Source organism: Pseudomonas sp. IAC-BECa141 (genome assembly GCF_020544405.1).
Lineage (GTDB): Bacteria > Pseudomonadota > Gammaproteobacteria > Pseudomonadales > Pseudomonadaceae > Aquipseudomonas.
This window is the reverse complement of the sequence record NZ_CP065410.1, coordinates 5,759,242-5,773,054: the sequence shown is the minus strand read 5'-3', so window position 1 is coordinate 5,773,054 and position 13,813 is coordinate 5,759,242. Positions and strand designations below refer to the sequence as shown.

General features: G+C 60.9%; 12 protein-coding genes. 6 read left to right on the top strand and 6 right to left on the bottom strand.

The window, feature by feature from the left end:
• Positions 1 to 40 precede the first annotated feature (40 nt).
• On the top strand, positions 41 to 658 hold the full coding sequence (trhA, locus tag I5961_RS26470; RefSeq protein ID WP_011336351.1) for a PAQR family membrane homeostasis protein TrhA: 618 nt from the start codon (positions 41 to 43) through the stop codon (positions 656 to 658).
• Between the two features lie 48 nt (positions 659 to 706).
• On the opposite strand, the gene I5961_RS26465 is transcribed toward trhA, so the two are convergent.
• A complete protein-coding gene (locus tag I5961_RS26465) occupies positions 707 to 1,663 on the bottom strand; it encodes a LysR family transcriptional regulator (protein ID WP_227233773.1) in 957 nt (318 codons plus the stop codon).
• Positions 1,664 to 1,771: 108 nt separating this feature from the next.
• Between I5961_RS26465 and I5961_RS26460 the strand changes: the two genes are divergently transcribed.
• Together I5961_RS26460 and I5961_RS26455 are read left to right on the top strand one after the other, a co-directional pair.
• Positions 1,772 to 3,013 (top strand): D-amino acid dehydrogenase, encoded by a 1,242-nt coding sequence (locus tag I5961_RS26460; RefSeq protein ID WP_227233772.1) that lies wholly within the window; start codon positions 1,772 to 1,774, stop codon positions 3,011 to 3,013.
• 41 nt (positions 3,014 to 3,054) lie between these two features.
• Positions 3,055 to 3,957, top strand: coding sequence for a transporter substrate-binding domain-containing protein (locus tag I5961_RS26455; protein ID WP_085702894.1), 903 nt, complete (start codon positions 3,055 to 3,057; stop codon positions 3,955 to 3,957).
• A 4-nt stretch (positions 3,958 to 3,961) separates the two neighbouring features.
• On the opposite strand, the gene I5961_RS26450 is transcribed toward I5961_RS26455, so the two are convergent.
• Together I5961_RS26450 and I5961_RS26445 are read right to left on the bottom strand one after the other, a co-directional pair.
• On the bottom strand, positions 3,962 to 4,681 hold the full coding sequence (locus I5961_RS26450; RefSeq protein WP_227233770.1) for a 16S rRNA (uracil(1498)-N(3))-methyltransferase: 720 nt from the start codon (positions 4,679 to 4,681) through the stop codon (positions 3,962 to 3,964).
• Positions 4,682 to 4,833: 152 nt separating this feature from the next.
• Positions 4,834 to 6,240: an adenosylmethionine--8-amino-7-oxononanoate transaminase gene (locus I5961_RS26445; RefSeq protein WP_227233769.1), complete on the bottom strand. Its 1,407-nt coding sequence runs from the start codon at positions 6,238 to 6,240 to the stop codon at positions 4,834 to 4,836.
• Positions 6,241 to 6,463: 223 nt separating this feature from the next.
• On the opposite strand from I5961_RS26445, the gene I5961_RS26440 reads away from it, so the two are divergent.
• On the top strand, positions 6,464 to 8,248 hold the full coding sequence (locus tag I5961_RS26440; RefSeq protein ID WP_085697827.1) for a flavin monoamine oxidase family protein: 1,785 nt from the start codon (positions 6,464 to 6,466) through the stop codon (positions 8,246 to 8,248).
• 411 nt (positions 8,249 to 8,659) lie between these two features.
• Here the strand turns inward: I5961_RS26440 and I5961_RS26435 are convergent, their stop codons facing one another.
• A complete protein-coding gene (locus tag I5961_RS26435) occupies positions 8,660 to 9,154 on the bottom strand; it encodes a hypothetical protein (RefSeq protein WP_227233767.1) in 495 nt (164 codons plus the stop codon).
• Between the two features lie 332 nt (positions 9,155 to 9,486).
• Between I5961_RS26435 and I5961_RS26430 the strand changes: the two genes are divergently transcribed.
• Positions 9,487 to 10,038: a cytochrome b gene (locus I5961_RS26430; protein WP_085689662.1), complete on the top strand. Its 552-nt coding sequence runs from the start codon at positions 9,487 to 9,489 to the stop codon at positions 10,036 to 10,038.
• Between the two features lie 32 nt (positions 10,039 to 10,070).
• Positions 10,071 to 10,664, top strand: a complete 594-nt coding sequence (locus tag I5961_RS26425; protein WP_085697911.1) for a YceI family protein — start codon at positions 10,071 to 10,073, stop codon at positions 10,662 to 10,664.
• 140 nt (positions 10,665 to 10,804) lie between these two features.
• Here I5961_RS26425 and I5961_RS26420 read toward each other — a convergent pair whose 3' ends face one another.
• Both I5961_RS26420 and I5961_RS26415 read right to left on the bottom strand, forming a co-directional pair.
• Positions 10,805 to 12,691: a DEAD/DEAH box helicase gene (locus tag I5961_RS26420; protein WP_227233765.1), complete on the bottom strand. Its 1,887-nt coding sequence runs from the start codon at positions 12,689 to 12,691 to the stop codon at positions 10,805 to 10,807.
• Between the two features lie 222 nt (positions 12,692 to 12,913).
• Positions 12,914 to 13,726, bottom strand: a complete 813-nt coding sequence (locus tag I5961_RS26415) for a substrate-binding periplasmic protein (RefSeq protein ID WP_227233763.1) — start codon at positions 13,724 to 13,726, stop codon at positions 12,914 to 12,916.
• Between the last annotated feature and the right edge of the window lie 87 nt (positions 13,727 to 13,813).

Below are 13,813 nucleotides of genomic sequence, written 5' to 3'. Positions count from 1 at the left end.
GCCTTGCGCGCTGCGGTAATGAAATCGAGGTGTGCGACACATGTATCACGGAGAAAAACTGAACGCCTGGACGCATCTGGTCGGGGCGGTAGCGGCGTTTGTCGGGGGCGTCTGGATGCTGGTGATCGCCAGCCTCGACGGCAGCCCGTGGAAGATCGTCAGCGTGGCGATTTACGCCTTCACCTTGCTGGTGCTCTACAGCGCATCCACCGTGTACCACAGCGTGCGCGGGCGCAAGAAAGCGATCATGAAGAAGGTCGATCACTTTTCGATCTACCTGCTGATCGCCGGGAGTTACACGCCATTCTGCCTGGTGACCCTGCGCGGGCCGTGGGGCTGGACGTTGTTCGGGATTGTCTGGGGCCTGGCGCTCATCGGCATCCTGCAAGAGATCAAACCGCGCTCCGAGGCGCGGATCCTGTCGATCGTGATTTACGCGGTGATGGGCTGGATCGTACTGGTGGCGGTCAAGCCGCTGATTGCGGCGCTGGGGACTGCGGGGTTTGCCTGGCTGGCGTCGGGGGGCGTGCTGTATACCGTGGGGATCATCTTTTTCGCCCTCGACCATCGGTTACGGCATGCCCACGGGATCTGGCATCTGTTCGTGATCGCCGGGAGTCTGCTGCACTTTGTGGCGATACTGTTTTACGTCCTGTAGATCACCCAAAACCTTTGAGCGGGCTTGCCCGCGATGACGGACTGTCAGTCACTCAGGTGTTGAAGGGGCCAGTGCAATCGCTGGCAAGCCCGCTCCCGCAGGGCCGAGGTTTTGCAGTTCTATCTGCGCGCGGCTGCTGAATATCTGCAACAGGTCGCCGAGGGTATGCGGCGGCGGTTCAGTGGCGCGAGTTACCGCGTACAGCGTGATCGGCAGCGGCGGAGTGAGAGGGCGGATTACAGTGCTGGTCGGCGAAGCACCGAGCGCCGTGAACGGATCGATCACCGCCACCCCGGCGCCGGACTCCACCATCGCTCGCGCCAGTGAGTACGTCTGCACGGCGATCCGTACCCGAGGCGGGGGCTCGACGGCTTCCAGATAACTGTCGAGCCGGGCGGCCAGCGGATCGGCGCTGGACAGCCCGATCAGCGGCGCACCAGCCAGGGCCATCAGCGACAACGGCTGACCCGCGTCTTCCTCGGGCCAGTAACCTTTCGGTGCCAGCGCCACCAATACGCCCACTGCCAATGCCTGCGCCTTCAGCCCTGGATGATCCGGCAACTGCAACGTCAGGGCCACGTCCACTTCGCGCATCAGCAGGTTCTGCATCAGCTCGCGGCTGTGGGCGCTGGACAGTTCGCAGGCAATGTCCGGGAACTGCGCCGTCCATTGCCGTATCGCCGGCGGCAGCAATGACAGCGCCAGGGCAGGCGTCGCGCCGATCCGCAGGCTGTGGCCGGGCTCGCGGCGCAGGCTCTGGGCCAGACGCCGCACGCTTTGCAGGCTTTCGGTGACCTTGTCGACTTCGCGCTCCAGCTCCAGCGCTTCCGGGGTCGCCTGCAACTTGCCGCGCACCCGCAGGAACAATGGAAAACCCAACTGCTGTTCGGCGTGCTGCAACACCTTGGTCACCGCCGGTTGCGAGACGTGCAGCAATTGCGCAGCGGCGCTGACCGAGCCGGTCTGGCGGATGGCCTGGAAAATCTCGATGTGGCGAAGGCGCATGGTGAGTCCATAACCTTGGTTTATAGGTTTGGCATCTTTATTCATTGTTCGGCGCCTGTCACCTCGCCCTAACCTCGGTCTCGTCTTCAAGAGCGATTAAGGACGGACATGGCTCAGCGTGTGTGCATCATCGGCGGCGGCGTGATCGGGTTGGCAACGGCCTATGCGCTGGTGCGCGACGGCTTCGAAGTGACAGTGGTCGAGGCGCGGCAGTCGCTGGGCAGCGAAACCAGCTTCGCCAACGGCGGCCAGTTGTCCTATCGCTATGTTGCGCCGCTGGCCGATGCCGGTGTGCCGCTGCAGGCGATCGGCTGGATCCTGCGCGGCGATTCACCGCTGAAGCTGCGCCCGCGCCTGGACCCGACGCAGTGGCGCTGGATGGCGTCGTTTCTCGCCGCCTGCCGCACCTCGGTCAATCGTGAAAACGCCGCGCATCTGTTGCGTCTGGCGCTGTTCAGCCAGAGCACGCTGAAACGCTGGCGCGAGGACGACGGGCTGGCCGGTTTCAACTGGCGGCGCAACGGCAAACTGGTGACCTTCCGCAACGCCGCCAGCTTCGATCATGCGCGCAAGGGCCTGGCCGATCCGCAGCAACAGCAGGTGTTGTCCGCCACCGAATGTACTCAACTGGAACCGGCATTGGCCAAGGCGCCGTTTGTGGGCGCGATCTACACGCCGGATGAAGAAGTCGGCGACTGTCACGGTTTCTGCCAACAGTTGGCGGCGCGATTGAACGCGTCGGGCCGCTGCGAGTTTCGCCTCGGTCAGGCAGTCACCGGCATCCATCACAGCCACGGCGCCGTCACGGCCATCGAACTTGGCGAAGAAACCCTGCCGGTCGAACAACTGGTAATCGCCGCCGGCCATCGCAGCCCGTTGCTGGCGCTGCCCGGCCTGCGCCTGCCGCTGTATCCGCTGAAGGGCTACAGCCTGACCGTACCGATTGGCAGTGAACACCGGGTACCGGACGTCAGCATCACCGACTACGACCGCAAGATCGTCTACGCCCGCATCGGCGAACAGTTACGCGTGGCGGCGATGGTCGACATCGTCGGTTTCGACCCGGCGGTGGACCCCGAGCGACTGGCTCTGATCAAACGCCAGGCCCGCGACACCTTTCCCGACGCCGGCCACTATGACGCCGCCATTGAGTGGGCCGGCATGCGTCCGGCAACGCCCACCGGCGTTCCGCTGCTGGGCGCCACGGCGTATCGCAATCTGTGGCTCAACCTCGGCCACGGTGCGCTCGGTTTCACCCTGGCCTGCGGCAGCGGGCAGTTGCTCAGCGAACTGATCGGCCAGCAACGCACATCCATTGATCTGCACGGGTTCAATCCCCGTGCGGCGTGACGTTTTCTGCTAAAACACCCCACCCACAACGGAGAATAACAATGCAAAAAATCACGTTGCTCGGCTGCACACTGGCGCTGTTCATCGGCGCCCAGGCACAGGCCAATGAAGTGCCGCTGACCGGTACGCTCGGCAAGATTGCCAGCGCCAACAGCATCACCCTGGGTTATCGCGATGCGTCGGTGCCGTTCTCGTATGTGGGCGATCACACCGGGCAGCCAATGGGGTATTCGGTGGAACTGGCGGACAGGATCGTCGAGCGCATCAAACAGCAGTTGGCGCTGCCGGAGCTGAAGGTGAAGTACAACCTGGTGACCTCGCAGACGCGGATTCCGCTGGTGCAGAACGGCACGGTCGACCTTGAATGCGGCTCCACCGGAGTGACGGCCGAACGGCAGAAGCAGGTCGCGTTCTCCTACGGTTTCATCTACGTCAAAGGCCAGTTGTTGACCGCAAAGGACAGCGCAATCCACAGCTTCGATGACCTGCGCGGCAAGAACGTGGTGACCACCGCCGGCACCACCAACGAGCGCTATCTGAAGAGCTACAACCTCGATCACAAATTGAACATGTTCGTGATCAGTGCCAAGGATCACGGCGAGGCGTTCCAGATGCTGCAATCGGGGCGCGCGGCGGCGTTCTACATGGACGATGCGTTGCTCTACGGCGAACGGGCCAAGGCGCGCGACCCGCACAACTGGGTCGTGGTGGGGGAGGAGCAGTCGCGGGAAATCTACAGCTGCATGGTGCGCAAGGATGATCCGCAGTTCCTTGCACTGGTCAACGGTGTGTTGGCCGACCTGTACAGCTCGGGGGAGATCAACGGGATCTACCGCAAGTGGTTCGAACAGCCGATCCCGCCCAAAGGCTTGAACCTTGAGTTCCCGATGACTAGCGAACTCAAGGCAATCATTGCCAGACCGATCAGTGATCCGGTGCAGTGACGGGTTAGAAATCACCCCACAGTTGCTGCGCCACCGCCAGCGCCACAACTGGCGCGGTCTCGGTGCGCAGCACGCGCGGGCCGAGGCGGGCGGCGTGGAAACCGTTGCCTTTGGCCTGCTCGACTTCGGCGTCGGACAAGCCGCCTTCGGGGCCGATCAGGAACGCCAGGGTCGATGGTTTGGCGTGGCTGATCAACGGCTCGGCGACCGGGTGCAGCACCAGTTTCAGCTCGGCTTCGGTCTGCTTCAGCCAGTCGGTGAGCAGCACCGGTGGGTGAATCACCGGCACCCGCGAACGACCGCATTGCTCGCAAGCGCTGATTGCCACCTGACGCCAGTGAAGCAGGCGTTTGTCGGCGCGTTCGTCCTTGAGGCGGACTTCGCAGCGCTCGCTGAAGATCGGGGTGATTTCGGTCACGCCCAGCTCGGTGGCTTTCTGGATCGCCCAGTCCATCCGCTCACCCCGTGACAGGCCCTGGCCGAGGTGGATTTGCAGCGGCGAATCGACCTGACCTGCAAACTGCTCGTCGATCTGCACCACCACGCGTTTCTTGCCGACTTCCACCAGCGATCCGCGAAACTCGTGGCCGGAACCGTCGAACAACTGCACCGCATCGCCCTCGGCCATGCGCAGCACGCGGCTGATGTAATGCGCCTGGGCTTCCGGCAGTTCGTGTTCGCCGGTGCTCAGCGGGGCGTCGATAAAGAAGCGGGACAGTCTCATGGTGGTTCTCTGAAAAGATGTGAATCAGTTGGATCGGAGTCGACTTCATTCGCGAGCAAGCTCGCTCCCACATTTAGAATGCATTTCGCTGTGGGAGCGAGCTTGCTCGCGAAAGAGGCAGTCCAGGCACTGCAAATCTCAAGTAAGCCGAATCAACCCGGATCACGGAACCCGGGATGGAAATCCTTCGGTACCGCCACGCTGACACTCTCGCGGGTGGCGATGTCGATGCCTTCGCTGGCGACTTCGGCAAGGAAGTCGATCTGCTCCGGGGTGATTACGTACGGCGGCAGGAAATACACCACACTGCCCAGCGGACGCAGCAATGCGCCACGCTCCAGCGCATGCTGGAACACCTTCAGGCCGCGGCGTTCCTGCCACGGATAAGCCTCTTTCGTGGCTTTGTCCTTGACCATCTCGATGGCCAGGACCATGCCGGTCTGACGGACTTCCGAGACATTCGGATGATCCACCAGATGCGCCGTCGCCGAGGCCATGCGTTGAGCCAACGCCCGGTTGCGCTCGATCACGTTGTCCTGCTCGAAAATGTCCAGGGTCGCCAGCGCCGCCGCGCAGGCGAGCGGGTTGCCGGTATAGCTGTGCGAATGCAGGAAGGCGCGCAGGGTCGGGTAGTCGTCGTAGAACGCGCCGTAAACCTCGTCGGTGGTCAGGCACGCCGCCAACGGCAGGTAACCGCCGGTGAGGGCTTTCGACAGGCAGAGGAAGTCCGGTCGGATGCCGGCCTGTTCGCAGGCGAACATCGTCCCGGTGCGACCGAAACCGACGGCGATTTCGTCGTGGATCAGGTGCACGCCGTAACGGTCGCAAGCCTCGCGCAGCAACTTGAGATAGACCGGGTGATACATGCGCATGCCGCCGGCGCCCTGGATCAGCGGCTCGACGATCACGGCCGCGACGCTGTCATGATTTTCCGCCAGCGTCTGCTCCATGGCCGCGAACATGTTGCGCGAGTGTTCTTCCCAGCTCATGCCCTGCGGACGCAGGTAGCAATCGGGGCTCGGCACCTTGAGGGTGTCCATCAGCAACGCTTTGTAGGTCTCGGTGAACAGCGGCACGTCGCCGACCGACATCGCCGCCATGGTTTCGCCGTGGTAGCTGTTGGTCAGGGTGACGAAGCGCTTCTTGTTCGGCTGGCCGCGGTTGAGCCAGTAGTGAAAGCTCATTTTCAGCGCGACTTCGATGCAGGACGAACCGTTATCGGCGTAGAAAACCCGGTTCAGGCCTTCCGGCGTCATCTTCACCAGACGCTCGGACAGTTCGATCACCGGCTGATGGCTGAAACCGGCCAGAATCACGTGCTCCAGCTGATCGACCTGATCCTTGATGCGCTGATTGATGCGCGGGTTGGCGTGGCCGAACACGTTGACCCACCAGGAGCTGACTGCATCCAGATAACGCTTGCCTTCGAAGTCTTCCAGCCAGACACCTTCACCGCGATTGATCGGGATCAGCGGAAGCTGTTCGTGGTCTTTCATCTGGGTGCAGGGATGCCACAGCACCGCGAGATCGCGTTGCATCCACTGGTTGTTCAGGCCCATGTTCAGTCTCCTCGAGGCGGCTCGCGTCAGGCGCGGGCAAACAATCGCGCAAGCCTATGCAATGCATCGCGCCGGAACAACCCATTGTGTCGATTGAGCTACTTTGTACGGGCCGATAGACGTCGCTGGCGGCGTTTTGATGGCTGACGTATTCTTCGCGATTCTTTGGGTCGTATGACCCGCAAAACTGCATTTTCCTACGTGTTTTTCCGGAGTTCGCTGAATGTCTGTCGGTTGGCTGCGCGCCTGTGCGCTAGTGGTGTTGGGGCTGTTTAGCGTTACGGCGCTGGCCAAGGATAAAACCGCAATCGTGATCGGCGGCGGCCTGTCGGGCCTGACGGCGGCTTACGAACTGCAGAACAAGGGCTGGCAAGTCACGCTGCTCGAAGCCAAACCGAGCCTGGGCGGTCGCTCGGGCATGGCCACCAGCGAGTGGATAGGCAACGACAAGACTCAACCGGTGCTGAACAAGTACGTGTCGACCTTCAAGCTGAACACCACGCCAGCCCCTGAATTCGTGCGGACTCCTGGTTACCTGATCGACGGCGAGTATTTCTCCGCCGCCGACCTCACCACCAAACAACCGGCCACGGCCGAAGCGCTCAAGCGCTACGAGAAAACCCGTGACGATCTGGCGCGCTCGATCGACGACCCGCAGAATCCGGCGGCGACCAACACCCTGCACGCCCTGGACCAGATCAACGTCTCGAGCTGGCTCGACAAGCAGAATCTGCCGGCCACTGCGCGTCAGCTGATCAACCAGGATATCCGCACCCACTACGACGAGCCTTCGCGTCTGTCGCTGCTGTATTTCGCGCAGCAGAGCCGGGTGTATCGCGGCGTGTCCGACCGTGACCTGCGCGCTTCGCGTCTGGTCGGCGGCAGCCCGGTGCTGGCCCAGGCCTTCGTCAAACAGCTGAAAACCATCAAGACCAACTCGCCGGTGTCCGCCATCACCCAGGACAAGGATGGCGTCACCGTCAAGGTCGGCAGCGTTGGCTACCAGGCGGATTACGTCGTGCTGGCGGTGCCGTTGCGCGCCCTCAACAAGATCCAGCTGACCCCGGCGCTGGATGCCCAGCACCTGGCCGCGATCAAGGGCACCAACTACGGCTGGCGCGACCAGATCATGTTGAAGTTCAAGACGCCGGTGTGGGAAAGCAAGGCGCGGATGTCCGGCGAGATCTACAGCAACACCGGCCTGGGCATGTTGTGGATCGAGCCAGCCCTGAAGGGCGGCGCCAACGTGGTGATCAACCTGTCCGGCGACAATGCCCGCGTCATGCAGGCCTTTGGCGACAAGCAGATGGTCGATCAGGTACTGATCCGTCTTCACGCCTTTTATCCACAGGCCCGTGGCTCGTTCACCGGCTATGAAATCCGTCGTTACAGCACCGACCCGTCGACTGGCGGCTCTTACCTGGCCTTCGGTCCTGGCCAGATCAGCAAATTCTGGCGCCTGTGGGAACGTCCACTGCAACGCGTAGCGTTTGCCGGCGAACACACCGACACCTTGTACCCAGGCACCCTGGAAGGCGCGCTGCGCACCGGCCAGCGCGCGGCCAGTCAGGTTGAAGACCTGGCGGCAGGCAAATCCTTCGAACCGATCAAGGTCGGCCCGGCAGCGGCCACCGCAGCCGCGGCGGCAGGTGCAGCGGGTGCGGCCACGGCAGCGAAGAAAGGCAACTTCTTCACCAACCTGTTCGGTGGTTCGGACGACGACAAAAAACCAGAGCCAGTAAAAGCGCCAGAGCCGGCACCTGCTCCAGCCGCTCCAGCCCCTGCACCGACCCCGGCGCCTGCGCCAGCCCCGGTAGAAGCACCGAAGCCAGCGGCTCCGGTGAAGGCCGAGCCGGCGAAGAAAGCGCCAGCCAAGCCTGCAGCGAAGAAACCGGCGGCCAAGACCGAAACGAAAAAACCTGCAGCCAAACCTGCGGTGAAAAAAGCTGAACCGGCGAAGAAGCCAGCGGCCAAACCGGCGGCAACCACTGATACGAAGGCTCAGTAAGCCTTTGCTTCAATAAAAAGCGCGGCCATACGGGCCGCGTTTTTTTTCGCGTTTATCCACTATCAGATGCTTGGTTATTACGTTTTTTTGAGCAGTGCCGGTGATCTTTCAAAGCAATCGGAAACATCCCACAAATTATTCGGAAGGGATTGATTGCTTGCAGCTCGCCGTACGCCATAGGCTCCATAAAAACTTGGAGCATCTATGAAATTTACAATATTGTTGATCCTGTCAGTTGCACTTTCTGGGTGCGTATTGGGTGAGTGCAGAGACCCATTGAAAATCCCGATGATTCCCAGGAATGATTTCGAGTTAGCACATAAATGCAAGATTGATCCATTTAAACCGGAGTGCTCGGTAAATTAGCTGAATACTCTTTGACTATTAATTGAAGCGCTCAGAGGGCGTATTTTATGGGAAATTCCATATGAATATTGGAATGCCTTCAGACAAGATCTTGAGAGGCCTTGGCTTAGGAAATCTGCCGGGGACAAACCCCCAGCGGGCCCAGCTAAGTTTCCCAGTCCGTCCGTCATAGATGACTAGATTTCCATCATCCTGCAGGATGAGGTGAGCGTTGTACCAAAGCGATTTATCAGTACTGTGGTTGCCTTCCGCGATCCATAAACGCCTTCGGGAAGGATCATATAGGAATCCGTTGTTACTAATGACGAATTGCAGAGGTTCGCGCATTCTCTTTTGATGGAGTGTTTTACTGTAAGCCTGATTGCTATCTGCAATCCAGATCACGGCTTCTCCATCTTTAATTACTAGATTTCCATCACTTTGTAATAGTAAACGGAATCGGCCGTTTTCGGATTGAAGATATTGCCCCGCTGTCATTGTTTGATTGGGAGGTAGTACCGATGATCCACTTGCTTGAAAAGGAATGTATCGTAGAGCCATGTTTTCACCTGTCAAATGAATGCCTGAGTTTTCATTTGAACATGGGCAAATTCGCAATCTGCAATACATATATATCGTTAATGTTTGTCCTACGTGGCCGTCTCTGCGAGCGGAGCGGCGAGGTCCATGCCTCGTATCACGCCGCAGAAATGGGGGGAGGGTCTGCCAGCCCTTTCTCAACCGCACCTGGGCAAAATCGCCTTTAATCTTTCCTTAACACGCCACTTCCAGACTCTTGATCGTATTTCTCGATATTTCAAAGCAAAATTTTCCGCTTTAATTCGATAGATAACTCGCTAGTCTTGGTTCGCAGTTCTCACAGGATTTGGGCAATGCAGCTACGTAACTCTTCTTCGCGCTACGGTTGGGTCAGCATCTTCATGCACTGGGGTGTGGCGCTGGCGGTCTTCGGGCTGTTTGCGCTGGGCTTGTGGATGGTGGGGCTGGATTACTACAGCACCTGGCGCAAAGACGCGCCGGATCTGCACAAGAGCATCGGTCTGGTGCTGCTGGGGGTGATGGTGTTGCGGGTGTTGTGGCGCTTTGTCAGTCCGCCGCCGCCGTCGCTGGAAAGCTACAGCCGCATGACGCGCCTCGGCGCGAAGTTCGGCCACGCATTTCTGTACTTCGGTCTGTTTGCCGTGATGATTGCCGGTTACCTGATTTCCACCGCAGACGGTGTCGGGATCCCGGTGTTTGGCCTGTTTGAAGTTCCTGCACTGGTTTCCGGACTACCGGATCAGGCAGATACCGCCGGTGTGATTCATCTCTGGCTGGCGTGGGCGCTGGTAATTTTTTCCGGCCTTCATGCGTTGGCAGCATTGAAGCACCACTTTATCGATCGTGATGCGACCCTGACACGAATGCTGGGACGCAAAGCCTGATGTTCAACCTCGACTCCAAAGGAAAACAAAGCATGTTGAAAAAGACTCTGGCCGCTCTGGCAATCGGTTCCGCCGTTCTGTCCGCCAACGTGATGGCCGCTGACTACGTGGTTGATAAAGAAGGCCAGCACGCCTTCGTCGACTTCAAGATCAGCCACCTGGGCTACAGCTACATCACGGGTACCTTCAAGGACATCAGCGGCAAGTTCAGCTTCGACGCTGCCAAGCCTGAAGACAGCAAGATCGAATTCGACGTGAAGACCGCCAGCGTGTTCACCAACCACGCCGAGCGTGACAAGCACATCGCCAGCAAAGACTTCCTGGATGTGGGCAAATTCGCCGACGCCAAGTTCGTTTCCACCAGCGTCAAATCCACCGGCAAGAACGCCGCTGGCAAAGACACGGCTGACGTCACCGGCGACCTGACCCTGCACGGCGTGACCAAGCCGATCGTGGTCAAGGCCACTTTCCTGGGTGAAGGCAAGGATCCATGGGGCGGCTACCGTGCCGGCTTCGAAGGCACTACCAGCATCAAGCGCTCTGATTTCGGCAAGATGATGGATCTGGGTCCACAGTCCGACAACGTCGACCTGTACATCTCGTTTGAAGGTGTCAAAGCGAAGTAATTTTCGCCTGACACACAAAAACGCCCGCGGTCTTGCGACCGGGGGCGTTTTTTTATTGCCTTCGGCAACGCTCGTCTCGGCGACGCACAAAAAAATGCCCCGGTTTTCAGGCCAGGGCATTTTTCATAGCAGTCGAAAACTCAGCGATTGCGGGTCAGCAAGGCCGGTTTTTCACCGCGTGGGCGGCTTGGCAGTTGATCCAGCTGCTCAGGCGTCGGGAAGCGGTCGGCTTTCGATTCCTTGTGCATGATCTTCGGCCCGCTGCTGCGTGGGTTCTGCACGGCCGGTTCAGCGCGTTGCTGATCGTCACGGGCCGGGCGGCGGTTGCGCGAGTTTTCATCGCGACGACCCTGGCCGTCACGCGGGGCGCCATTGCGCGGGCCGTTGCGTTTGCCTGGCGGGGTGCCGGTGCTCGAACCGTTGCTGTTGCGCGGGCCGTTCTGGCGACCTTGCGACTGACCGCCGCGTGGCGCGCCCGAACCTGCGCCCTGGCCCTGACCGCCAGGACGGCGACCACGGCCACCGGCCGGAGCCTGCTTCGGCACGTAGTCAACGCGGTTGCCGAAATTATCGATATCGTCGTCGAGGAATTCATCCGGAGCGCGATCTGCCGGGATGCGTGGCGGCTGGCTCGGCTGGCGTTGTTCGCGAGCCTGGGTGCCTTCGCGCGGCTTTTGTTGACGGGCAGGACGTTCACCACGCTCGCCACGCTCACCGCGTTCGCCGGCCGGTTTTTCCTTGCCCTTGTCTTTGCCTTTGTCTTTACGACCGCCGCCGCCACCGCCACCATTCGGGCCGTCGCCGCGTGGACCACGGGCGTTGCGCGGGTTGCGCATGTCCGGACGTTCACGGGCTTCCGGCTTCTCGGCCTCGATGGTGCAGGCATCGAAGCCCATCAGGTCGCCGTCGGCGATTTTCTGCTTGGTCATGCGTTCGATGCTTTTCAGCAGCTTTTCTTCGTCCGGCGCGACCAGCGAGATCGCCTCGCCCGAACGGCCGGCACGGCCGGTACGGCCGATGCGGTGCACGTAGTCCTCATCGACGTTCGGCAGTTCGTAGTTGACCACGTGTGGCAACTGGTCGATGTCCAGACCGCGAGCCGCGATGTCGGTCGCTACCAGGATGCGCACCTGATTCGCCTTGAAGTCGGCCAGGGCTTTGGTGCGAGCGTTCTGGCTCTTGTTGCCGTGGATCGCCACAGCCGGCAGGCCGTGTTTGTCCAGATACTCGGCCAGACGGTTGGCGCCGTGCTTGGTGCGGGTGAACACCAGCACCTGTTCCCACGCGCCGGCGGTGATCAGGTGGGCCAGCAGTGCACGCTTGTGGCTGGCTGGCAGACGGAAGACGCGTTGTTCGATGCGCTCGACCGTGGTGTTCGGCGGCGTCACTTCGATGCGTTCCGGGTTGTGCAGCAGCTTGCCGGCAAGGTCAGTGATGTCTTTGGAGAAGGTCGCCGAGAACAGCAGGTTCTGGCGTTTGGCCGGCAGGCGCGCGAGGACTTTCTTCACGTCATGGACGAAGCCCATGTCGAGCATGCGGTCGGCTTCGTCGAGCACGAGAATTTCAACGTGGGACAGATCGACGCTGCCCTGGCCGCACAGGTCGAGCAAACGACCCGGGCAGGCAACGAGGACGTCCACGCCGCGGGACATGGCCTGAACCTGCGGGTTCATGCCGACGCCGCCGAAGATGCACGCGCTGACGAATTTCAGGTCACGGGCGTAGATCTTGAAGCTGTCGTGAACCTGGGCCGCGAGTTCGCGGGTCGGGGTCAGGACCAGCACGCGCGGTTGGCGCGGGCCGTGACGCTGGGATTTGTCCGGGTGGCCGTTGGGGAACAGCCGCTCGAGGATCGGCAGGGCGAAACCGCCGGTTTTACCGGTACCTGTCTGTGCCGCAACCATCAGGTCGCGACCTTGCAACACGGCGGGGATGGCCCGCTGTTGCACCGGAGTAGGCTCGGTATAGCCCGCATCTTCGATAGCGCGGACCAAAGCCTCGGAGAGACCGAGGGAAGCAAAGGACATGAGTAATCCTGTTTCAGTTAGGGCTTGGCCCAATGGGAGTCTTGCCTGGCGCGAATGGCGTTTAAGAGGACGCAATCCCGTCCGGTCCTGCTGCGGTTCCGAAGGCACGTCCGGAGTGCTCGCGCGGGCTGAGAAGCTGCGCTGTAGCGGGTCGGGAGGCCTGTTACGGTTCCGGGCGTCCGGGCGTGAGCCTGGCGGGAACGCCGGAGTATAACAGAGCAATCACTGCGCGCCGCTTTCCTGCTGCTCAACGGTTTTGCCGCTGGCGGTGGCGTTGCCCAGCGGCGCCGCCAGGGCGGGGGCCGCGCCGTAGCGGGCGCTGAGCTCGGCGTAGGCCGGTTCGCGCTTGAAACGCTTGAGCTCGGCGCCGAAGCGCTGCACCAGCAGATCCATCCCGGCATTGCGCCGCACGGCCAGAAACTGGCTCTGGCGGCTGATGACGGTCGGATTTTCGGTAATTTTGTCGCGAATGCCCAACTCATCGAGCAAATGCTGGCCCACCCGGCGATCCGTGATCAGCAGGTCGATACGCCCGCGCACCAGTTTGCCGAAGTTGGCTTCGTGGGTCGGGGCCGGCTCGCGGGTGAACAGGGTCGATTCGCGAAAGTCGGAGCTGTAGAGATAGCCCGGCGAGGTGCCGACGGTCAGGCCCTTGAGGTCTTCAAGGCTGTGAAAAGGGTGCGGCCGGTCGTTGGCATAGAACATCACGAACTCGACGTCCGACAGTGGTTCGCTCGGGTAAAGCAGGGTGGCGTCGCGTTCGTCGCTGTGGAAGATGTCCAGCGCGCCGTCGGCCTGGCCGGTTTCGAGCATCGACAGGCAGCGTTTCCAGGGCAGGAACTGCCATTCGACTTCGATGTCCAGGCGCTTGAACACAATGGCGGTGGTTTCGTAGTCCAGTCCGAGGTTCTTGCCGCCCTGTTCATAGACGTACGGCGCCCACGGTTCGGTGACGATACGCAGCTTCTCGCCCCGAGCCGCAAAGCTCAGGCAAGCAAAAACCAGCACGGCGAATAACTGCGTGATCAAAGGCATGGCTTGAGATTACGACGAGAAACGGCAAAGAGCCAGAAACTGGCCGCAGAAGCTCTGTTTCGGGCGTTAAAAGCAAAAGATCGCAGC

Excerpts from the sequence above, each read along its gene's own strand:
- I5961_RS26450 (WP_227233770.1), bottom strand. The coding sequence starts at position 4,681 with ATGAGACTGTCCCGCTTCTTTATCGACGCCCCGCTGAGCACCGGCGAA.
- I5961_RS26460 (WP_227233772.1), top strand. The coding sequence starts at position 1,772 with ATGGCTCAGCGTGTGTGCATCATCGGCGGCGGCGTGATCGGGTTGGCA.
- I5961_RS26430 (WP_085689662.1), top strand. The coding sequence starts at position 9,487 with ATGCAGCTACGTAACTCTTCTTCGCGCTACGGTTGGGTCAGCATCTTC.
- I5961_RS26445 (WP_227233769.1), bottom strand. The coding sequence starts at position 6,240 with ATGGGCCTGAACAACCAGTGGATGCAACGCGATCTCGCGGTGCTGTGG.
- I5961_RS26440 (WP_085697827.1), top strand. The coding sequence starts at position 6,464 with ATGTCTGTCGGTTGGCTGCGCGCCTGTGCGCTAGTGGTGTTGGGGCTG.
- I5961_RS26465 (WP_227233773.1), bottom strand. The coding sequence starts at position 1,663 with ATGCGCCTTCGCCACATCGAGATTTTCCAGGCCATCCGCCAGACCGGC.
- I5961_RS26420 (WP_227233765.1), bottom strand. The coding sequence starts at position 12,691 with ATGTCCTTTGCTTCCCTCGGTCTCTCCGAGGCTTTGGTCCGCGCTATC.
- I5961_RS26415 (WP_227233763.1), bottom strand. The coding sequence starts at position 13,726 with ATGCCTTTGATCACGCAGTTATTCGCCGTGCTGGTTTTTGCTTGCCTG.
- I5961_RS26435 (WP_227233767.1), bottom strand. The coding sequence starts at position 9,154 with ATGGCTCTACGATACATTCCTTTTCAAGCAAGTGGATCATCGGTACTA.
- I5961_RS26455 (WP_085702894.1), top strand. The coding sequence starts at position 3,055 with ATGCAAAAAATCACGTTGCTCGGCTGCACACTGGCGCTGTTCATCGGC.
- trhA (WP_011336351.1), top strand. The coding sequence starts at position 41 with ATGTATCACGGAGAAAAACTGAACGCCTGGACGCATCTGGTCGGGGCG.
- I5961_RS26425 (WP_085697911.1), top strand. The coding sequence starts at position 10,071 with ATGTTGAAAAAGACTCTGGCCGCTCTGGCAATCGGTTCCGCCGTTCTG.